The 20,445-nt window shown below is 69.1% G+C and carries 21 protein-coding genes and 1 other RNA gene; 10 read left to right on the plus strand and 12 right to left on the minus strand.

What is annotated here, in order from left to right:
• Nucleotides 1-213: 213 nt before the first annotated feature.
• Nucleotides 214-519 carry a hypothetical protein gene (locus tag FE263_RS15175; protein ID WP_138326874.1) on the minus strand — a complete coding sequence of 102 codons (306 nt, stop codon included), beginning with the start codon at nt 517-519 and terminating at the stop codon, nt 214-216.
• Nucleotides 520-560: 41 nt separating this feature from the next.
• On the opposite strand from FE263_RS15175, the gene FE263_RS15180 reads away from it, so the two are divergent.
• The 4 genes from FE263_RS15180 to pcaF all read left to right on the plus strand — a co-directional run bounded on the left by FE263_RS15180 (nt 561) and on the right by pcaF (nt 3,970).
• On the plus strand, nt 561-1,337 hold the full coding sequence (locus tag FE263_RS15180) for an IclR family transcriptional regulator domain-containing protein (protein ID WP_138326875.1): 777 nt from the start codon (nt 561-563) through the stop codon (nt 1,335-1,337).
• A gap of 81 nt (nt 1,338-1,418) precedes the next feature.
• Nucleotides 1,419-2,099, plus strand: a complete 681-nt coding sequence (locus tag FE263_RS15185) for a 3-oxoacid CoA-transferase subunit A (RefSeq protein WP_138326876.1) — start codon at nt 1,419-1,421, stop codon at nt 2,097-2,099.
• A gap of 7 nt (nt 2,100-2,106) precedes the next feature.
• A complete protein-coding gene (locus tag FE263_RS15190) occupies nt 2,107-2,772 on the plus strand; it encodes a 3-oxoacid CoA-transferase subunit B (RefSeq protein WP_276611205.1) in 666 nt (221 codons plus the stop codon).
• Complete coding sequence (gene pcaF, locus FE263_RS15195) at nt 2,765-3,970, plus strand: 3-oxoadipyl-CoA thiolase (RefSeq protein WP_138326877.1); 1,206 nt, start codon at nt 2,765-2,767, stop codon at nt 3,968-3,970. Before FE263_RS15190 ends, pcaF begins: the two co-directional genes overlap by 8 nt.
• Here pcaF and aepY read toward each other — a convergent pair.
• Together aepY and aepX are read right to left on the minus strand one after the other, a co-directional pair.
• Nucleotides 3,954-5,120 (minus strand): phosphonopyruvate decarboxylase, encoded by a 1,167-nt coding sequence (gene aepY / locus FE263_RS15200; protein ID WP_138326878.1) that lies wholly within the window; start codon nt 5,118-5,120, stop codon nt 3,954-3,956. The genes pcaF and aepY overlap by 17 nt on opposite strands.
• Nucleotides 5,121-5,302: 182 nt before the next feature.
• On the minus strand, nt 5,303-7,075 hold the full coding sequence (gene aepX, locus FE263_RS15205) for a phosphoenolpyruvate mutase (protein ID WP_240759690.1): 1,773 nt from the start codon (nt 7,073-7,075) through the stop codon (nt 5,303-5,305).
• A gap of 67 nt (nt 7,076-7,142) precedes the next feature.
• Between aepX and FE263_RS15210 the strand changes: the two genes are divergently transcribed.
• On the plus strand, nt 7,143-7,916 hold the full coding sequence (locus FE263_RS15210; protein WP_138326879.1) for a phosphocholine cytidylyltransferase family protein: 774 nt from the start codon (nt 7,143-7,145) through the stop codon (nt 7,914-7,916).
• Nucleotides 7,913-8,689 (plus strand): phytanoyl-CoA dioxygenase family protein, encoded by a 777-nt coding sequence (locus FE263_RS15215; RefSeq protein ID WP_138326880.1) that lies wholly within the window; start codon nt 7,913-7,915, stop codon nt 8,687-8,689. Before FE263_RS15210 ends, FE263_RS15215 begins: the two co-directional genes overlap by 4 nt.
• On the opposite strand, the gene FE263_RS15220 is transcribed toward FE263_RS15215, so the two are convergent.
• Entirely contained in the window at nt 8,686-10,842 is a 2,157-nt protein-coding gene (locus FE263_RS15220) for a TonB-dependent receptor (RefSeq protein WP_138326881.1), read from the minus strand. The genes FE263_RS15215 and FE263_RS15220 overlap by 4 nt on opposite strands.
• Nucleotides 10,843-10,906: 64 nt before the next feature.
• The gene (locus FE263_RS15225) at nt 10,907-11,569 is read right to left on the minus strand and encodes a DNA-3-methyladenine glycosylase family protein (protein ID WP_240759745.1); all 663 of its coding nucleotides are present in this window, start codon (nt 11,567-11,569) and stop codon (nt 10,907-10,909) included.
• 121 nt (nt 11,570-11,690) lie between these two features.
• Between FE263_RS15225 and FE263_RS22815 the strand changes: the two genes are divergently transcribed.
• Both FE263_RS22815 and FE263_RS15235 read left to right on the plus strand, forming a co-directional pair.
• Entirely contained in the window at nt 11,691-12,845 is a 1,155-nt protein-coding gene (locus FE263_RS22815) for a TonB family protein (RefSeq protein ID WP_276611207.1), read from the plus strand.
• A 28-nt stretch (nt 12,846-12,873) separates the two neighbouring features.
• Complete coding sequence (locus FE263_RS15235; protein WP_138326883.1) at nt 12,874-14,277, plus strand: AMP nucleosidase; 1,404 nt, start codon at nt 12,874-12,876, stop codon at nt 14,275-14,277.
• A 2-nt stretch (nt 14,278-14,279) separates the two neighbouring features.
• Here the strand turns inward: FE263_RS15235 and FE263_RS15240 are convergent, their stop codons facing one another.
• From FE263_RS15240 to FE263_RS15265, 6 genes are all read right to left on the minus strand, one after another.
• Nucleotides 14,280-15,452: an HNH endonuclease gene (locus FE263_RS15240; RefSeq protein ID WP_138326884.1), complete on the minus strand. Its 1,173-nt coding sequence runs from the start codon at nt 15,450-15,452 to the stop codon at nt 14,280-14,282.
• A 415-nt stretch (nt 15,453-15,867) separates the two neighbouring features.
• Complete coding sequence (locus FE263_RS15245; RefSeq protein WP_138326885.1) at nt 15,868-16,686, minus strand: TIGR00282 family metallophosphoesterase; 819 nt, start codon at nt 16,684-16,686, stop codon at nt 15,868-15,870.
• A 6-nt stretch (nt 16,687-16,692) separates the two neighbouring features.
• Complete coding sequence (locus FE263_RS15250) at nt 16,693-17,250, minus strand: 5-formyltetrahydrofolate cyclo-ligase (RefSeq protein WP_138326886.1); 558 nt, start codon at nt 17,248-17,250, stop codon at nt 16,693-16,695.
• A gap of 13 nt (nt 17,251-17,263) precedes the next feature.
• Nucleotides 17,264-17,420, minus strand: a non-coding RNA gene (ssrS, locus tag FE263_RS15255) — 6S RNA.
• Between the two features lie 9 nt (nt 17,421-17,429).
• Nucleotides 17,430-17,771: a cell division protein ZapA gene (locus FE263_RS15260; RefSeq protein WP_138326887.1), complete on the minus strand. Its 342-nt coding sequence runs from the start codon at nt 17,769-17,771 to the stop codon at nt 17,430-17,432.
• A 30-nt stretch (nt 17,772-17,801) separates the two neighbouring features.
• Nucleotides 17,802-18,149 (minus strand): hypothetical protein, encoded by a 348-nt coding sequence (locus FE263_RS15265; protein ID WP_138326888.1) that lies wholly within the window; start codon nt 18,147-18,149, stop codon nt 17,802-17,804.
• Between the two features lie 145 nt (nt 18,150-18,294).
• Here FE263_RS15265 and FE263_RS15270 point away from each other — a divergent pair, with 145 nt between their 5' ends.
• Together FE263_RS15270 and FE263_RS15275 are read left to right on the plus strand one after the other, a co-directional pair.
• Complete coding sequence (locus FE263_RS15270) at nt 18,295-18,762, plus strand: hypothetical protein (RefSeq protein WP_138326889.1); 468 nt, start codon at nt 18,295-18,297, stop codon at nt 18,760-18,762.
• A 28-nt stretch (nt 18,763-18,790) separates the two neighbouring features.
• Entirely contained in the window at nt 18,791-19,453 is a 663-nt protein-coding gene (locus tag FE263_RS15275; RefSeq protein WP_138326890.1) for a histidine phosphatase family protein, read from the plus strand.
• A 90-nt stretch (nt 19,454-19,543) separates the two neighbouring features.
• Here the strand turns inward: FE263_RS15275 and FE263_RS15280 are convergent, their stop codons facing one another.
• Nucleotides 19,544-20,437, minus strand: coding sequence for a universal stress protein (locus FE263_RS15280; RefSeq protein WP_138326891.1), 894 nt, complete (start codon nt 20,435-20,437; stop codon nt 19,544-19,546).
• Nucleotides 20,438-20,445: the final 8 nt, after the last annotated feature.

The raw sequence follows: 20,445 nt of genomic DNA on the forward strand, positions 1-20,445 counted from the left end.
TTCCCGTCTTGTGACGGCTACCAAGTCATTGCGCGCTGCGCGTTCCGAACGGGTCCGCCGCAGCGCCGGTCTATCGTTTATGTTCCGGACACGCAACTTTTATCAGGAGGCCGTATTGACTCCATCTAAAGGTGCGTTTCCGTATTTTATAGGTGTGGGATGGATCAATGGGATTCCTCTCCGTAACCGCCGAGGTCGTGAAGATCCATCGGATCATGCGACAGGCATCGACAGAGTGCCAGTCAGCAGGATGCTCGATCGCCTTCGGTAAACAAGAACGACCACCCGCCTGTCCTCGGGCTGGAGACCTGAACAACACGCAATGTCGCGATGTCGTCGCCGCGGCGGCGCGATCGGTCGATGAACGATGGCCGAGGGATCGCCGGCCGGGCGCGGGCCCGGGTCGGAGACCTTGCGGGATCGCCGGCCGTCGCCTAGCTGCACGGCGTGGTGGGTCAGGAAGCGGATGATGAGCGCAACGGTGGCGTTGGATGCGGGCGGACTGGTCGGCAGCGCCATGGCCGCCTGCGTGCCGGCCACCTGATCCCGTGGCCCCGGACATGGACAAGCAAGCAGAGGATCGTCGTGATTTCGTGGAGGCGCTGGCACGCGGGCTGGACATCCTGGTGGTGTGCGCGAATGCCCCGAACGGTATCCGCCTGGCTGATGTCGCCAGGCAGACCGGCACGACGCGGGCCAGCGCGCGGCGGTCACTGCTGACCCTGGCGGCGAAAGGTTTCCTGGTTGCCGACGAGGGCGGCTTCCGCCTGACCCCGAAGGTGCTGACGCTGGCCGCACCCTTGCTGTCGGCGCCGTTGCCGCGGCTGGCGCAGCCGATCCTGGACCAGCTCAGCGCCAGGTTCGGCGAGAGCTTTTCGCTCGCGGCGCTGGCGGGACAGGACATCGTGTACCTGGCGCGCTCGGAGGCGCGGCGCATTATCGCGCTCGACCTCACCGTGGGATCGCGCCTGCCGGCCTGGTGCACCTCGATGGGACGGGTCCTGATCGCCGGGCTGCCGCCGCATGAGCGCGAGGCGCTGCTGCCGGACACGCTGGTTTTACGGACGCCGAGGACGATCACCGACCGACGGTCGCTGCTTGCCGTGCTGGAGCAGGTCGGGCGCGACGGCTACTGCCTGCTCGACGAGGAGCTGGAACAGGGCCTGAGGTCGCTCGCGGTGCCGGTCCGGCATCCGGATGGGCGGGTCGCGGCGGCGTTGAACGTCAGCACGCAGACGGCGCGGACCGATCGCGACACGCTTCTGCAGCAGGTGCTGCCGGCACTGGACGAAGCAGCCCGGTCGATCGCGCCAGCCATCCCGGGTCAGCGTTCGTGACTTGATCACCGGCCGACCAGGACCGATAATGTGCGCCTTGCGACGGTTTGTTCGCTAGGCGCACAAACTTGGGAGGAATGGATGATCGACAAGCGTGTGGGCGATCTCGCGGCGGCGCTGGAAGGCGTCGGCGACGGCGCAACGGTCATGGTTGGCGGCTTCGGCTCGGTCGGGCAGCCGAACGCCCTGATCGAGGCGCTCATCGAGCAGGGCGCGCGCGACCTCACCATCGTCGCCAACAATGCAGGCGCCGGACGCGTGGGGCTGGCGCGGTTGATGGAAGCCGGCCGGGTCCGCAAGATCATCTGCTCGTTCCCGCGTTCGGCGGGCTCGGTGGTATTCGAGGAGCTGTTCAAGGCCGGCAGGCTGGAGCTGGAGATCGTGCCGCAAGGCACGCTGGCCGAACGCATACGCGCCGCCGGCGCCGGCATACCGGCCTTCTTCACCGCGACCGGGTACGGAACCAGGCTCGGCGAGAACAAGGAGGTTCGCGAGTTTCGCGGCCGGCACTACATTCTCGAGGAGTCGCTGCCCGCCGACGTGGCGCTGGTCGAGGCATGGCGCGCCGATCGCTGGGGCAACTGCGTGTATCGCAAGAGTGGCCGTAACTTCAACGCCATCATGGCGACGGCGGCCGCACTGACCATCGTGCAGACACAGCATGTCGCAGCACTCGGCGAGATCGATCCGGAGGCGGTCGTCACTCCGGGGATATTCGTCGACCGGGTGGTCCATGTTCCCTATGGCGATCCGCAGGGGTGAGAGACGCATGATGACGGACCATCAGATCCTGAACCGCGCGCAGATGGCCGCACGGGTCGCGCAGGACATTCCTGGCGGCTGGTACTGCAATCTCGGCATCGGCATCCCGACGCTGATCGCCGATCATATCCCGGCCAGCCGCGAGGTCGTGCTGCATTCGGAGAACGGCATCCTCGGCATGGGACCGGCGCCGGAGCCGGACCAGATCGATCCGTGGCTGATCAACGCCGGCAAGCAGCATGTCACGTTGCATCCCGGCGGCTCGTTCTTCCACCATGCCGACAGCTTCGCGATGATACGCGGCGGCCATATCGACCTCTGCGTGCTGGGCGCCTTCGAGGTTGCGGAGAATGGCGACCTCGCGAACTGGGCAACCTCGGCGGCCGATGCGGCGCCTGCCGTCGGCGGCGCGATGGATCTCGCGGTCGGCGCCAAGCGCATCTGGGTGGTGACCGAGCATGTCACCAAGGACGGCAAGTCGAAGCTGGTGGAGCGCTGCTCCTACCCGCTGACGGCACTCGGCGCGGTCAGCCGGATCTATACCAACCTCGCGGTGGTGGACGTGACGCCGCAGGGTTTCGTGGTGCGCGAGATGGTCCCCGGGCTGACGTTCGAGGCGCTGCAGGACCGCACCGCCGCACGCCTGCATCTGCCGGAGAACCGCAATGGCTGACGCCTTCATCTGCGATTTCACCCGCACGCCGATCGGCCGCTACAACGGCGCGCTGCGCGACGTCCGCGCCGACGATCTCGCGGCGCATCCGCTCCGGGTGCTGCGCGAGCGCAACGCGCAGGTCGACTGGGATGCGGTCGACGACTGCTATCTCGGCTGCGCCAACCAGGCCGGCGAGGATAATCGCGATGTGGCCCGCATGGCGGTGCTGCTCGCGGGCTACCCGGTGGGGACGCCCGGCTCGACGGTCAACCGGCTCTGCGGCTCCGGGCTGGACGCGGTGGGCACCGCCGCGCGCATGCTGCGTACCGGCGACGCCGAGCTGGTGCTGGCCGGCGGGGTCGAGAGCATGACCCGCGCGCCGTTCGTGATGGGCAAGGCGACCGAGGCATTCAGCCGACAGGCCGAACTGCAGGACACCACGCTAGGCTGGCGCTTCGTCAATCCGGCGATGCGGGCGGCCTGGGGCGTCGACACCATGCCCGAGACCGGCGACAACGTGGCCGAGCAGTACGAAGTCTCGCGCGAGGACCAGGATCGTTTCGCCTATCGCTCTCAGCAGCGTGCGAAGGCGGCACAGGAAAGCGGTTTTTTCGCGCGCGAGATCACGCCGGTCACCATCAGGTCGAGGAAGAGCGAAGTCGTCGTCGGCGTCGACGAGCATCCTCGCCCGGACACCACCCTCGAAGGGCTGGCGAAGCTGCGCGCGCCGTTCCGGCCGGAGGGTGGCACCGTCACCGCCGGCAACGCGTCGGGCCTGAACGACGGTTCCGCCGCGCTGATCCTCGCCACCGAGGCCGGCGCCCGTCGCCACGGGCTCACGCCGCGTGCGCGCGTGGTGGCGATGGCGACCGCCGGTGTCGAGCCGCGGGTGATGGGGATCGGTCCGGTGCCGGCGGTGCGGCGGCTGCTGGCACGCACCGGTCTTGCACTCCCGGACATCGAACTGATCGAGCTGAACGAGGCATTCGCCAGCCAGTCGCTCGCCGTGCTGCGACAGCTCGGCCTGCCGGACGACGCCGCCCACGTCAATCCGCATGGCGGCGCGATCGCGCTCGGGCACCCGCTCGGCATGTCCGGCGCCCGCCTCGCCCTGACGTCGGTGAACGCGCTGGAGACCCTGGGACTGAAGCGCGCGATTGCCACGATGTGCATCGGCGTCGGCCAGGGGATCGCGGCGCTTATCGAGCGCGTGTGACCGGATCGTCCAGCAGAAAGGCGCGGAAGCGACGCGCCACTTCGTGCGGCGCCACCGTCGGCCGGCCGAGCGCCTTGATCGAGCCGGGCGCGATGCGGGCATGCACCAGTACCGGCCCCTCGAAATCCAGGGCCGCGCGCATCGCCTGATCGAAGCCGGATGCATCGTCGACCGACCAGGCGGCCGCGTAGCCGCACGCCAGCGCCACGCCGGCGAAGTCGACACTGGCCGATACCGTCGACTGGCCGCCGGTGCTGTCATGCACGCCGTTGTCGAGCAGCACGTGCAGCAGGTTCGGCGGATGCTGCGCGCCGATGGTTGCGAGCGTGCCAAGCTTCATCAGCGCCGCGCCGTCGCCATCCAGCACCACCACCCGCCGCTCGGGCCGCGTCATCGCCACCCCGAGCGCCATGCCTGAGGCACCGCCCATCGAGCCGACCTGATACAGATGCTGCGCCCGGTCATCGAGAGTGAACAGTTCGCGGCCGCTCTTGCCGGTGGTGGCGATCACCGCCGCCTGCCCGGGCAGCAACGCAAGCATCCGCTCCAGCAGGGCAATGCGCGGAGGCCGGTCGCCATACGCGCGCAGATCGTAGTGCAGGCCGCGCTGACGCTGCGGGCGCGACGGTTCCGACAGCGTCTCGTCGGCGACGCTGCCCTGCTCCATCACCAGGGCAAACGGCAGGCTGTCGCTCTCGAACCGAGCCTGCGCCGCCGCCAGGGCCGGCGCGATGGCGTCGTCACGCGCCGGGAACGGCAGGCTCGGCACCTCGCACAGGCTTAGCAGGTCCTGGGTGATCCGGCCCATCAGCGCGTGTTGCGGCTCATCCGGAATGCCGGGCTGGCCGCGCCAGGTCACCACCATCAGCAGCGGAATGCGGAACGGGTGGTTCAACGAGGTGAGCGGGTTGACCGCGTTGCCGAGCCCGGAGTTCTGGCAGATCACCACCCCGCCGCGCCCACCAAGCCAGGCCCCGGCGGCAATCGCCACCGCCTCGCCCTCGCTGGCGGCACCGACATAGTCCAGCCCCGCGCCTGCCGAGCTCGCGACCCGGTTGATCAACGGCGTCAGGAACGAGCACGGCACACCGGACCAGAAATCCAGGCCGCGCGCCGCTGAGGCGTTGATGAAGGCAGACGCTTCAAGCATGCCATCTCCTTGTCGGCACCAAAAGCTGCTTGCAGACGCCTGCTGCTGGATGAGAGCGGCCCTCCAGGGCCGCGGCCGGCGTGCCATTCCGAGCACCGGAGCGGAGCGGCCGTCTGGCCGTGAGCACCGGAGAGCAGGAATGGCGCGTCGGATCGCCAGCAGCGGGCGTCTGCAAGCAGCTTTCAGGAGAAGTTGCGGGCGTCGGCCAGGTCCGTGATCGTGTCCACATCGAGCCAGTGGCCGGTGATGTAGTGCACCGCGACCGGGTGGCGCTCGTTCAGCCGGGACAGCAGCGCCGGCAGGTCGGCGGTGGCGGCGATACCTTCCGCCTGCATCGACGCCATCTCCTCACGCACCCACTCGGCACCGCGGGCGCTGAGGCGAAGCAGCCCGATCCACTCGCCGGATGGGGTCTCGCGTGCGCGTTCGCCCATGCTCACCAGTCGGGCCGGCTGGTCGTCGAGATAGCTTGCCGAGAACGCCTTGTCGGCGGCGACGAGGTCGCGTGGGTTCGGCTCGTGCCGGCTGCCACCGCCCGGCGCGCGCTGGCGCAGGGCATCGACGGCGATGACGATGTCGGCCTCGACCGCGAGCAGCGCATCCAGGATGTAGCGCCGGAACAGCACGTCGCCGTAGACGATGACGCTCTCGCCGTGCAGGCGCTCGACGGCGCACAGCAGGGAGGCGACCTCGCCGGTGGTCGCATGGTCGTCGTTGTCGAGCATGACAAGCTCGCCGACCCCGAGGCGGGCCGGTTCGATGGCCTGCTTGCAATAGCCGCGCACCACCGCGACGTCGCGCACCCCGGCCCGGCCCAGCACGCCCAGCAGATGCGAAAGCAGCGGGCGGCCGCGCAGGTCGACCATGCATTTCGGCTTGTCCGCGGTGTAGGCGCCGAGTTCTGCCCCATGCGAGGCAGCGAGCACGATGCCGCGCACCGGGCGGACCGCCGGACCCACCGGCCGCGCCGGCACCGAGGCCGCCGGCAGGTAGCGCTCGCCCGCTGCTTCAAGCTCATCGTTGTCGGTGAGCGCGAAGATGTCCTTTACCGACACCACCTCCGCCTCGACCCCGGCCAGGCTCTGCTCGCGATGGATGCGTGACGCGGTCTCGCGCATTGCGGTGATCGAGGCGCGCACCAGATGGTTCGCCCAGATGATCGTCGAGACGCCGGCGTTGCGGAACACCTCGGTCGGGGTGGAGTAGTACATCGTCGGCACGATCACCACCGGGCAACGTCCGCCCCAGCGTTCCATGAAGGCGAGGATCTCGCCGGCATGGCGTTTCTTCGAATGCATCAAAATCGCATCTGCGCCGGCGGCGTGATAGGCCTCGGCGCGGCGAAGCGCCTCCTCCATGGAGTGCCCGGAGATCAGCGCCTCGACGCGCGCCACCAGCACGAAATCATCGTCCGGCTGGGCGTCCTTGCCGGCGCGTATGCGTCCGCAGAACTCCTCCATGTCGGCCAGCGGCTGCGCCTCGCCGATGAAGGAATTGGTCTTCGGGAACAGCTTGTCCTCGATGCAGACGCCGGCGATGCCGCGCTCGGTCAGCTTGCGCACCAGCCGGCGCACGTTGTTGAAGTTGCCGTAGCCGGTATCGCCGTCGAGCAGGATCGGCAGGCTGCTGGCATCGGCCATGTATTCGGCCTGCTCCAGCACCTGCGTCCACGACGCCTCGTTGTTGTCGCGCAGGCCGAGGGCGGCGGACATCGACAGGCCCGACCCCCAGATGCCGGCGAAGCCCGCCTCCTCGACAAGCTTGGCGGACAGGCCTGAATGCGCCTCCATCAGGAAGCCGAGCTCCGGCCCCTCGATCAGGTCGCGCAGGCGGCGGAAGCGGCTGGGGGTGGTAGACGGCCTGTGCGGAGGCGCGGCGGTCGTTGCGGCCTCCATGCCATCGGGAGACCAAGCCGCGGCCCGCTTGTCCACCGCGCCGCTTGTCGAATTGCTCAATTGCGATCTACCTGTCATCAACCCGGTTACAGAACTGCATCAAAAGCGACACTTCGGCTACAGATAAATGACCGATGACCACTTGCCCGGGCCCGGGTTCCGGACCCTCATCCTCGCCGCCGGGCGTGGCCGGCGCCTTGGTGGCGGCGACGCGCAGATGCCGAAGGTGCTGCTCGAGTTCGGCGGCGAGACGCTGCTGGCTCGGCATCTGCGGCTGCTGGCGGCGGTGGGGGCGGACCGGGTCAGCATCGTGGTCGGCTATCGCGGGGCGGCCATCGCAGCCGAGCTCGAGCGGATCGGCTGGCGGGACCGCGTGGATCTGATCGAGAACCTCGAATGGCGGCAGGGCAGCGTGGTATCGCTCGACCGCGGAGCCTCGATTCTCGATGGCGAGGCGCCGGTGGTGCTGATGGATGGCGACGTGATCTACGACCACCGGCTGCTGCAGCGCCTGCTCGGCGGGCGGCACCCCGGCACCCTGTTGCTCGACCGCGAGATCGAGCCGGGCGACGAACCGGTGAAGATATGCGTGGCGGGCGGGCAACGTATCGTGGACTTCGCCAAGCGCCCGGCGGTGGCGTCCGAATGGCACGGCGAGTCGGTCGGGTTCTTCTGCTTTGCCCCTGCGCTCGCGCGGCGGCTGGGGGAGGCCGTCCGCGCGGTGGTCCAGGCCGGGGATACCATGACGGAGTACGAGGAGCCGATCCGCGCCCTGATCCGGGCAGATACGGACGGCACCCTGTTCGGCTTCGAGGACGTGACCGGACTGCCCTGGACGGAGATCGATTTCATGGAAGATGTCGCAAAGGCCAACGCCCTGCTGCCGAGCCTTGCCGCATGAACATCGTTCTCACCGCGCCGGCCGACCGGCTGCCGAACGACGCCGAGATCGCCACCATGCGCGAGACCGGCACACTCGTGGTGCCGGGCTTCTTTGGCCCCGGGCAGACCGCGTCGCTGGTCGGGTGGACCGGCGAGATCGCCAGCCGTCCCGAGGTCGTCGGCGGCCAGATGGTCTATCACGAGGACAGCCTGATCGAGCCCGGCCGCCGGGTGGTGCAGCGTATCGAGGATTTCTGCAGCCACCATCCGCAGATGGACCAGGCGGCGCGCAACGGCGCGCTCACGCGTTGGCTCGACCTGCTGATGGGCGGTGCCACGGTGCTGTTCAAGGACAAGATCAACTTCAAGTACCCGGGTGGCGACGGCTTCAAGGCGCACCAGGACCAGGCCGCCGGCTGGAGCCGCTATGCGCCGCTTTTCGTCACCGCCCTGGTGACCATCGATGCGGCGACGATCGAGAACGGCTGCCTGGAGATCGCCACCGCGCCCCGTGCCCGCGGACTGCTGGGCGAGGAGTGGGCGCCGCTCGCCGAGGACGAGCTGGGGCTGGTGGCGGTGCCGACACAGCCCGGCGACGTGATCTTCTTCGACAGCTACGTTGCCCACGCCAGCAAGCCCAACCTCACCGCCGCGCCGCGCCGGGTGCTGTACCTGACCTACAACCTTGCCGAGGCCGGCGACCACCGTGCCCGCTACTTCGCCGAGAAGCGTGCAGCCTTCCCGCCCGATATCGAGCGGGCGCCGGGATCGAGCTACGTGTTCAGGGTCTAGAAGCGGGTGGTGGCGGCAAGGAAGAACGAGCGCCCGGCCTGGGTCCAGTACAGCGGCGTTCCTCCGAGGGTGTAGCCGGCAAGGCCGTCGATCCTGCGGCTGCCGAGCAGGTTGAAGGCCTGCGCACGCAGCTGGATCGGCGACGCGGCGCGCGGCAGCAGCGTGTAGCCGGTAGAGAGATCGAGCTGGTTGTACGGCGCGATCCATTGCGTACCGCCGGTGTCGCCATACAAGCCGCCGACCCAGCGATCGATGGCGGATGCATCGAGTGCGCCGCGCCGGAGCAGCAGCCCGGCCGAGATCGTCGCCTGCGGTGTGTCCGGCGCCGGACCGCTGACATCATCCAGGCCGCCGGACTGGTGCGCCTGGTTCAGCGATCCGCTGCCGTAGAGGCTCAGCCCGAGGCCCATCGTCCAGGTGCCTTCCGCCTCGACGCCGCGATAGGTGACGCGGCCGGAATCGTAATCCAGGCTCTCGCCCGCGACCGTCCGGACGCCGACCGCATGGTCCAGCACGATGTCGTAGAGATCGGCGGACAGCAGCAGCGCATGCGAGCGCCAGGCGGTGCCGAGCTGGAAGTTCCAGGTCGTCTCCGGTACGACCGCCGCCCGGCCAGGCTGGCTGACGTCGTAATCCTGCAGTGGCGGGGCGAGGAAACCCCTTGCGGCCTGGATGTAGGCGTCCCATTGCGGCCGAAGCCGGAGCCGGGCGGTGACGCTCGGCAGCGCGGCGCCGACGCTGGCTGAAAACCGCTCCGGCCGGCGCGTGCCCTCCATCACGGCGGCATCGACATCGCGCCGGAACCAGGCACCCTTTACGCCGGCCGACAGCGTCAGCCACGGCGACCCGTGCCAGTCCAGCTGCGCATAAGGCTGCACGGTGAGCAGGTTCTCGTCCTGCTGGCGATCGGTCGCGGCACTTCCGGCGACACCCTTCACGGGTGCGAGCGCCGGGTTCGGCACGCCCAGGGTCGCATCCGTCTCCACCAGGCTGCGTGCGTTGGCCTGGCGCTCGATCCAGAGGCCCGCCTCGCCGGTAAGGTCGGCCGGCAGGGAATGGCCGGCGCGCACGATGTCGCCCCAGGCCCGCAGCCCGTTGCGGCCGTACTGGCCGGGCACGTCGTCCAGACTGCGAGCGGTGCCGTTCGGCGTGCTGCCGTTGGGATCGAGGCCCTGCTCAAAATGCCGGTCCAGCCCGTAGGTATAGAGGGTGTCGGATAGGGTGATGCCGGAGGTAGTCCGGCTCAGCCGGGCGTAGGACAGGTCGGTGTGGTAGACCGAGCTGTTGTAGCCCTCGAACGCCTGCGAGGCCGGGTTGCGGTTGAGCGCTGCCGACGGACCGGACGCGGCGATCTGGGCGAGGGTCGCCCCCGGCGGCTCGTTCTGCACCGTGCGGCTGAGGTTGGAGAGCAGGGTCAGCGTCCAGTTCGGCCCAAGCTCCAGTGCCGCCTTGCCGAACAAGGTGCCGCGCCGCTGCGCCGCATCGTCGAGCGCGCCGTCGCTGCGCGCGGTTTCGGCATCGAGCAGGACGGCGCCCCCGCCGGGCAGCGCGCCGGCGCCGGAGTTCAGCAGCACGCCACCGGCCACCGTGCCGAACGACCCGCCGGCTGCTGTCGGGGAGACCGAGCCGCTGGCGGCCGGCCCGATCGAGCGAAGCGCCACGGTTCCGCCGAAGGTCGCGTCGCCGACGGTGGTGGCGTCGCCGGGTCCGCGATCGACCGTGACGCTGCCGAGGTCGCGCAGGACGAAGTAGGCCGAGCTGTGATGGGTGAAATCGTCGCTGTCGGCGAACGGGATGCTGTCGAAGGTCACGTTGTACTGGCCGTCCTGGAAGCCACGGATCGACAGCGTCTGCGCCTCGCCCAGGCCCGGACCGTTCGGCGCCACGTCGATGACCGAAGGGGTCAGCCGGATGGCGTCGTCGTAGTTGCCGGTGGGCGCCACCGCCCGGTCGAGCGTGGCGCGGCCGACGATCGAGCTCGGCTCCGAGGCGCCAGGATCCTGCTGCGTCAGCGCCTCGGCCGCCGCGCCGGAGTCCGGGCCGGCGGTGACGGTGATCGTCTCGTCGGAGGCAGCGGCAGGCGTCGGGGCGAGGAGCGGGACGAGGATGCCGGCCGCAAGCAGTGTCGTGACGAAGCAAGGACGGACAGGCATCGCCACGATCTATCGTGACGCGTCCACCCTGCCTCGTGACACTTGGATGAAGCCGGGATCCTGCTCAGGCGGTCATCGGGTTGGCTGCAGCCGGCGCCTTGCCTTCGTCGGCGGCGCGCCAGAGATACCAGGCCGCGGCCGAGCGGTATGGGCTCCAGGCCTGGGTCGCCTCCGCCAGCTCGCGCGGCTTCGGCTGCCGGTCCAGGCCGCGTATCAGGCGGAAGCCCTCGCGCACGCCGAAATCGTCCACCGGCATGATGTCCTGCCGTCCGAGGCTGAAGATCAGCAGCATCTCCACGGTCCAGCGCCCGATGCCACGCAGCGCCACCAGCCGCTCGATCAAAGCCGCGTCGGTCATCCGCGCCGCCCTGGCCCGCGTCGGCACCAGGCCCGACAGCGCCGCCTCGGCTACGCCGTGCATGGCGGCGACCTTGCTGCCGGAGAAGCCGCATGCACGCAGTGCCGCAAGATCCATCGCCAGCAACTGTGCCGGCGACGGGAATGCGCCATGCACGGCGATCATCCGGCCCAGGATCGCCTCGGCGGCGCGACCGTGCAGCTGCTGATGCGCGACCGCCCGCACCAGAGACTCATAGGGCTGCCGGGCACGGTCGACGCGCAGCCCGCACCGTCCGATGCGCCTGATCAGGATCGCAAGGTCGGGATCGGCGCTGCTCAGATGACGCCGGAGCCGGTCGCGCTGGGCCGGTCGCGCTGGCTCGAGCAGCGGCGCATCGGCCGTACGCAGGGCCTGCTCGAGGTCGTCGTGCCGGGAAGTGGGGTCGGCGCGTGTCACAGGATGTATCCGAACAGAGTGCCGGTAGCGAAGCAATGGCGGCGATGGCAGAATGAGGCCGGGGTCCAGGGTGGACCAGGGCTTCGCCGCGGGCGAACAGGCGGAGACCTCCGGCATTTCGATGATCCAGCCCGGCAGCATGGCGGAGTCTGAGCGGAGCACCGGAGCAGGAAGCACGGGCGGAGCCGGAGGCATTGATCGGCCGGCCGGCACGCTTCGGCCGGAGGCACGTGGCGCCGCGCCCGTGGTCGCCGGGCTGGCGCGACCGGGCTTCATCGGCGAGCGCATCGCCGGCGCCGGCCTGGACGAGGCAGGGCTGCCGCTGGTCCGTCGCGGCCGCCGCCTGCATGACGGCTTCGGCCGCCGCGTCGCCGGGTCCGGCATGGCGCATCTGGTGGTGCTGGTGCTGATGGGCCTGTCCTTCGCGCAGCCCCCCGGCGGCGGCAAGCCGGAGGAGCAGCAGCCGGTCGACATGGTCTACGAGCGCGCCGGCAGCGCCGGCATGACCGGGCCGACGGCGCCGACGCCCACGCAGTCCCCGCCGCCGCCCTCCTCCGCAGCCCCGAGCCCGCAGCCGCCGGCCCCGACGCCGCCGATGCCGGACGTGGCGCCGCCGCCCGACGAGACCCCGCCGCTGCCGGACCTGCAGCTGCCCGAGCCGTTGCCGCAGCCGATGCCCCAGCCGGCGCCGGACAGCCACAGCCAGTCGCACGCCACCACCGCCCGGCCGCAGAGCCGCAGCACCTCGCCGTTCTCGCATCCGATGGACCTGTCGTTCGCGCCGCCGACGCGCGCATTCCAGCGCCACAGCGGCAGGCGGGCCGGCTCGGGCGCGCCGATCGACATGTCGCTCGGGCCGCTGGTGCAGAACGGCCGGTTGAACACGCCCTATGCCTCGACCAGCAGCATCAAGGGCGTCAGCGACGACTACGCCGACGAGATCGGCGACTGGATCCGGCGGCACATGTACTACCCGGAGGAAGCTGCGCAGAAAGGCGAGGACGGGCCGTCGCACGTGCATGTGGTGCTCGACCGCCAGGGGAAGGTCAGCTCGGTCAGCCTGGTTTCGTCTTCCGGCTCGTACCTGCTCGATGCAGCCACTACGGGCATGTTCCGCAACGCCAAGCTACCGCCGGTGCCGCCGGACATGAGCGGCGACCACTTCGACGTGGATCTCACGATCGACTACATCCTGATCAGGCATTGATCCCGGTGCCGTAGCAGCGAGAGGTCGCATGGCGCATCCGGTCCAGGCCCAGATCGGGTCCGGCTTCACCGAATACGACAATGCCGACGCGGCGGTGGCGCGGCTGTGCGAGATCTACGACGAGAGCTGCGCCGTGCTGCGTGCCGCGTTCGCCGCCCGGGGCAACGGCGCCGACGCCAGCGGCGCAGTGTACCCCTATCTCGCCATAGAGGTGGACAGCGCGTCCCTGGTCACCGAGCACCGGGCGCCGTACGGCGTGCTGCTGGAGCCCGGCTTCTACGGCACCACGCTGACCCGCCCGGCGCTGTTCCGGAGCTACCTGCGCGAGCAGATCGGCCTGCTGCTGCGGCACTACCGCCGCCCGGTGCTGGTCGGCCGCTCGAAGCGACCGATTCCGCTGCCCTACGTGATCGAGGAGAGCGTCACCGACATCACCGAGGACGAGTTGCGCCGTCTCGGCGAGCAGTTCAGCCTGCCTGACCTCGCGAGCACCGACGACCGTATCGCCAACTGCCAGCTGCAGCCGGATCCAGCCCAGCCGCGGCCACTGAGCCTGTTCACTGCCGAGCGTGTCGACTACTCGCTGGCGCGGCTGCACCACTATACCGGCACCGACCCGGCGGATTTCCAGCGCTTCGTGCTGCTCACCAACTACCAGCGCTACATCGACGAGTTCCGCACCCTCGGCGGCGCCGCCGGGCAGGAGGGCAACGAGTACGAACGCTTCGTCGAGCCGCATGGCGACCCGCAGATGCCGGCCTATCACATGGTCCGCGCCGACGGCGACGGCATCACGCTGATCAATATCGGCGTGGGTCCCTCGAACGCGAAGACCATCACCGACCATGTGGCGGTGCTGCGGCCACATTGCTGGCTGATGCTGGGGCATTGCGCCGGCCTGCGCCGCACCCAGCGCCTGGGCGACTACGTGCTCGCGCACGGCTATGTCCGCGACGACCATGTGCTCGACGACGACCTGCCGCCCTGGGTGCCGGTGCCACCGATCGCCGAGGTTCAGGTGGCGCTGCAGGAAGCCACGACACTGGTCACCGGGCTGCGCGACGCGGAGCTGAAGACGCGGCTGCGCACCGGCACGGTGATGACCACCGACAACCGCAACTGGGAGCTGCGCTTCGGCGCGCTGCTCGGGCAGATCAACATGACCCGCTCGATCGCGGTCGACATGGAAAGTGCCACCATCGCCGCAAACGGCTTTCGCTTCCGGGTCCCGTACGGGACGTTGCTGTGCGTGTCGGACAAGCCGCTGCATGGCGAATTGAAGCTGCGCGGCATGGCGCGCGCGTTCTACCGCGAGCGCATCAGCCAGCACCTGCATGTCGGGATCGAGACCATGCGACGGCTGCGCGCGCAGGGGGTGGACCGGCTGCATTCGCGGAAGCTGAGGGGCTTCGACGAACCGCCGTTCCGGTGATGCTATGCTTGCGCTGGAGGGCAACCATTGCGCCTTGCGCCATCGCCCACGAGCCGGTGCAACCCCTCGAACGCGTCTCGGACAGCATCCGGACACTGCCCCAGGTGAGCAATCCGCGGCACCTGCCCGGAACTGCTCACGCGCCACATCTTTTCGGTCTCGTAGGCTTTTCCATCGGGAACGGCAGCGGCGATAGTCTCGGCAAAGAAGCGGAAAGCCTTTTTATGCGGTCCGATCCACCATGGGAGCTGGACCGTGCCGTTCGGCAGCAGACCGATCGGGCTGATTGTTCCCGACCACGTCTCGATCTTTAGAAGCAGCACCTGGGTCAAACTCCAGGTCAGGCCAATACCGGCGGATGCCGCCGCGACATGAAGCAAAACATCGAGCCCAGCATGATCGGCAGCGTCAAGCGATGCGGTGAAGCGATCGAATGACGTTGAACCTCTTGTGGATCCTGGCCGCCGCGATATTCGGTCTGCGCTTTCGTCGACCGGTATCGCTGAAGCGGTCTTGGCCCAGACTCTCACTCGAGCCGGTCGAAGCGGAAGAACACGACGCAGCCCATCCCATTCATCGACCTTCGGTGGACGAAGTCTTGGGTCGTTGAGGCCGAACTGCTCGAGGAAGTAAGACCCCTTTCCATAGTTGCATGGCTGACACGAGGTCACGACATTATCCGCATCGCTTGCACCACCGTGGGCGTGAGGGACAACATGGTCGAGCACACCCCTCAAGGTGTAGAAGGCTGCGTTCAACTCGACATCCCGGTCTCCCCAAGCGACAGCACCGGGTAGAAGTCCCGACATCACGCTCTGCGCTTCCGGATGGACGACCCGGCAGCCGCAATAGCGGCAGCGGCAGCCGTCGCGGCTGAAGATATCGGATCCGATCGTTTTGGAAGGCTGCCGGGGTCCGCGTGCGGCAGCGGGAACCGGCGGCGGCAGATCGGGAACATCGCGATAACAATGAATGTCCGCAGTCGTCTTTGACTGGATGCTCCGCGTGTAGGCGCGAAGCGATGGCATATCCGCGGATCGGAGAAATACGCGAGCCTGGACGTCGTTACCCGCCAGCAGGCTGTCCGCTGCCAGGGCGAGGAGATCCGCAGCTGCGGCAAGGTCAGCTATCGGTGTTCGAAACGCGTCCCGTGATGCACGAAATCTACCGTCCATGGCGACCGTCCCGCTTCAGCGTTTCATTGCTGCTTCGGAACTAGAGCAAGTCGAGTTGGCCTTGCAACTCCCGGCGTGAAACATGACAGACTCGCGGTCCAGTTCGACATCGAGCAGGCCCCGCACATGCGCGACATCGCGCGCACGACAGCTGACGTGAATGGCATATCTGGCCTCCGTCACGCTAGGGCCGGGAAGCCGATGCCCGACACGACATCGGGCGATGATCCGCGTCGCCCCCTCGGCGGCAAGCTGCCGATAACCAAGTGCGGAGGACGCCGCCGCACAGACCGCCACAAGTGTTTTGATTGCAGTCCCGCCGACCTTTGCCGCCACCGGCGCTCCAAGCGGATCAGCATGCCAAGCAGAAACGAAGTCGCTAGCCGACCACGCCTAGGAGAGAACCGGAGCCACCTCAGGCAGCGTCCGGCCAGGTCTCCGAAAGCCTGCCGCCGGTGCGCACCGGCGCCACCCGCGTCGCGTGTCCGGTGCGGTCATCGGTCTCGACGAACAGGCCGCACAGTGTCGCCTCGCCCTCGGCCGGTCCAAGCCGCTCGGTCGGCATCTTGCGCACGAAGCGCGCCACCGCCGGCTCCTTCGCCATGCCGATCACGCTGTCATAGTCGCCGCACATGCCGGCATCGCTCTGGAACGCGGTGCCGCCGGCCAGGATGCGATGGTCGGACGTCGGCGTGTGGGTATGGGTGCCGACCACCAACGACACCCGGCCGTCGAAATGATGCCCGAACGCCATCTTCTCGCTGGTGGCCTCGGCATGGAAATCGACCACGATGGCGCCGACCGTCACGCCGAGACGGTGCCGCGATAGCAGTTCGGCCACCGCGCGGAACGGGTCGTCGAGCGCGTCCATGAACAGCCGGCCCATGGCGTTGATCACCATCGCGCGGCGGCCATCGGTCAGCGTGATCATGACGCTGCCCGCCCCCGGCGTGCCGGGCGGGAAGTTGATCGGCCGGACGATGCGCGGCGCCTGGCTGATATGGCCGATCAGCTCCTTGCGGTCCCAGGCGTGGTTACCGAGCGTGATGACGTCGGTGCCGGCGGCGAACAGGCTGTCCGCCATTGCCGGCGCCAGACCGAAGCCGTGGCTGGCATTCTCGGCATTCACGATGGCGAGGTCGATCCGGAGCCGCGCGCGCAGCTTGGGCAGCCGCGCCTCGACCAGCTCGCGACCGGCGCGGCCGACCACGTCGCCGAGAAACAGGATACGCAATGCGCCTCACCCCTCCGGTTGCAGCCGCACCGGACCCTGCTCGGTCACGATCATCGGCAGCCTGATGTCATACGGCCCATGCGGGACTGCCTCGACCTGCTGGCTGGACAGGGCGTAGCCGACCGCACGGGCCCCCGGCAGTGCGGCCAGGGTGCGGTCGTAGTAGCCGCCGCCATAGCCGAGCCGCCAGCCCTGGCGATCGAAGGCGAGCATCGGCACGAACACGAGATCGGGGGGATCGGACGGCGGAGCGGCCGGATGCTCGGTGCGATGCCGGCCGGATTGCATGGCACAGCCCGGCGACCAGGGACGGAAGCGCAACGGCTCGCCCCGCTTCATGGTCTCGGGTAGCAGGATCACGTGTCCCTGCTCGTGCAGCTCGTGCCAGAGGGGACGGAGGTCCGGCTCACCCGGCAACGGCCACACCCCGCCGATGCGCGTGGCGGGCGCCGGGTCGACGTGGTCGCGCAACGCCTGGATCAGTGCCGCGTCGGCGAGCGGGAAAGACACCCGACTCGCGAGCACACGAAGCCGCAACTCCCGCTTTCGGATCTCAAGCGTCATGGAGACAGGCAGGTGCGGAGCCGCCTCGGCCGTTGGACTGTCAGCCTCCCAGAACCCGCATGTGCAGGTGGGCGCCGGGTAACATGGCCAAGAGCCATGACAGAGCCAGCTCCCGAGGAAGTGCTTATCGGCCCGGGGGTTGAATTGCCTGACGCACCAGGCAGCCCCGCATCCTCAAGCTAGTCATGCTCAAGCGAAGCTGCAATGGCTTCCGCACGCTCCGCCAGGCTGGCGAGCTGACGTTCGCGCCATTCCGCCTGCGCGCGCACCGCCTCGGCTTCCTCGATCATCGCCGCAGTGCCCGGCGGCATGCGGTCGGCGGCCATGTCGTGCAGCTCGTCGGCCATCAGCAATGCCACCAGCGCGAGCAGCCGCGCCTCTCCGCTCTGGCCGCCGAGCGACTTGATGCGCTCGACACGCCGGTCGACCTGCGCCGCCATCTGCTGCAGATGCTGCTCCTGGCCGTCCTCGCAGCCCACGACATAGGCGTAGCCATTGATCCTGATCGTGACCTGCGCCATCGCCGCCTCCAGCCCTGCTCCCGCCGCGCCTCAGGTCGCCCAGCCCGGATGGGCCGACCCTTGCTGCTGCGGTTCGCCGGCAGGATGCTCCCCGGTGGCGGATTCGCCCAGGACGTCGCGCAGCCGCAGGATCAGCGCGTCCAGGTTGGCGGCCAATACGGGAACGTCGACCGCGGACGTCGCGACCGCTTCCTGCAGGGCGGCGCCGGCACGTTCGGCCTCCTGCCTGGACTGCGCGGCATGGGCCTCGACATCGCGCAACGCCCGCTCGCCGCTGGCCAGCGCCTCGGCGGCCAGCGCCTCGCGACGCTCCACCGCAACCGCGATCCGGCTCAGGGCAGAGGCCAGCCGCTCCGCCGGATCCTGCTCCGATTCCACGCCCCGGCCGTCCTGGTACTGCGACAATACGACCATCCTTCGAAGCGCCGATATCGTTGCACAGATCGCGCGCACGAATTCCTTCGTCAAGAAGCAAGGCGGGCGTCAAGAAGCAACGCTGGCGTCAACGAGCAAGAGGGCGAGCATGAACCAGCCACGCATCCCGACCGGGACACCCGGGCGCGCGGTCGTGATCCATGGCCGCGACCAGGCGCTGGCGGCGCTCGAAGCGGCCCGCCTCCTGCCGGCTCGCCTCGTGCTGCTGTCGGCGGAAAACGCAGCCTGTTTCCTTGGACCGCTCTGGTGGGCGGCGCTGATGGACAGCCTGCAGCGCGAGATGCTCGATGCCGCAGCGACCGACCTGCTGGATTGCGGCAGCTCGGCCGGGCGTTGCATGGAGGCCCTGCGGGTCGGCCTGCGTCATCTGGTGCTGTCGCCCGCCTGCCCGCAGTTCGAGGCGGTCCGACACCGGGCGGAGGCGCTGGGCGCTCACCTCGTGACGCGCCGGCCGATCAGCTTCGACCTGGCCGGTGATCGGCACGACCTGCTGCGACGCTGGCTCCAGGCGGATCCGGACGCAGCGGCCGAACCGGGCGCCCGAAGCGTGCTTTAAGGCGGGCTGCCTGCAATACGGACGATCCATGACCGAACGCTCGACCTTCCTGGACACCCCGCAACTCGAACCCGGCGTGACCCGGATCTGGCTGATCCGCCATGCGCTGGTGGAGCAGAACGCCCGGCTGATGCTGTATGGCACGATGGATGTGGCGCTCTGCCCGGACAGCCTCGCCGCCCAGACAAGCATGTACCAGGGCCTTGCCGCCCGGCTGCCGCGGACCACGGCCTGGTACGTGACGCCGCTCAGCCGCACCCAGCGGACCGCCCAGGCGATCCAGCAGGCCGGCTACCCGGTGACCGACCTTGCGATCGAGCCAGGGTTGCTGGAGCAGGACCTCGGCGAGTGGCAGGGGCTGCCACATGCCGAACTGCCGGAGCGGCTGCAATCGCCCGCCCACGTGTTCTGGCCGCTGGCCGCCGACGAGGTGCCGCCCGGCGGCGAGAGCATGGTGCAGGTCTGCGCCCGGGTCGGCGAGGCGTTGGAGCGCATCGCCGACGCGCATGACGGGCAGGACATCGTGGTGGTCAGCCATGGCGGCGCGATCCGGGCCGCGGTCGCTCATGCACTCGGTGTCGAGGCGGAGACCGCGCTGCGCCTGTCGGTGCAGAACCTGTCGGTGACGATCATCGAGCGCCATCCGGCCTCGTGGCGGGTGGTCGCGGTCAACGAGATGCCGGGGGTCTGACATCGACGGAGCGATTCAGGAACCGGGCGGATCGGGACTGTCCGGCTACGGGGTCGCCTTCAAAACGACCACCGCTGCACCCGGGTTCACCTACCGCGCCATCAGCACGGTCACCTGGGCGTTTTCCAGCACATGGCGGGTCACGCCGCCGAGGATCAGCTGGCGCAGCCGGGAGTGCGAATAGGCGCCCATGCTCAGCATGTCGGCACCGAACTTCGTGGCGGCGGCAAGCAGCCCGGCGCCGACATCCTTGTCGATGGCACGGAAGGATTGCAGCGTCGCCCGGATGCCGTGCAGGGAGAGATAGCCCAGCAACGCCGCGGCATCCGGACCGCGTCGCTGGTAGTCCTCGGAATGAAGCACCTGCACCTCGTCGGCCTGCTTCGCCCACGGCAGGATCGACATTATCGCGGAGGCGCTCTCGCCGGTGCCGTTCCAGGCGATGCAGAGCCGGCGCCCGACCTGCTTCGGCGTGAGCTTGGGCGCTATCACCACCGGACGGCCGCTGTCGAACAGCACCGCATGCAGCGCCTCGGAGGAGGATACCTCCTCGCCGGAATCCGCATGCGGCACCACCGTCAGGTCGGACAGCCTCGCCGCGTAGGCCACCACCTCGTGCTCGCGGCCGGTGACCGAACGAAAGCTGGCGCTCGGGCCGGACATCAGGTGGGTCAGCGGGTCGGGCTCCGGCGGACCGCCGCGCACCTCGATTCCGGCGGCGCCGACCAGCCGGTCGAACACCTCGCGCACCACCAGCGATCGCCGCGCCGACTCTCTCTCGGCCGCGGTCATCATCTCCTCGACCATCGCGCCGGACAGGCCCTCGCCGGCCAGCGGAGCGACCTCGCGGCTGTCGCTGCGCACATGCAGCGCCGCCACGTGGGCACCGGAGCGCTTCGCCAGGATCAGCGCGGTCGCCAGCGCCGCCTCCCCGTTCGGCGTCCCGTTCAGGGGCAGCAAGATCTTGCGCAGCAGGTCGCTCACCGGCGATT

Origin of the sequence: Lichenicoccus roseus (assembly GCF_005844085.1) — a bacterium.
Taxonomy (GTDB): Bacteria; Pseudomonadota; Alphaproteobacteria; order Acetobacterales; family Acetobacteraceae; genus Lichenicoccus; species Lichenicoccus roseus.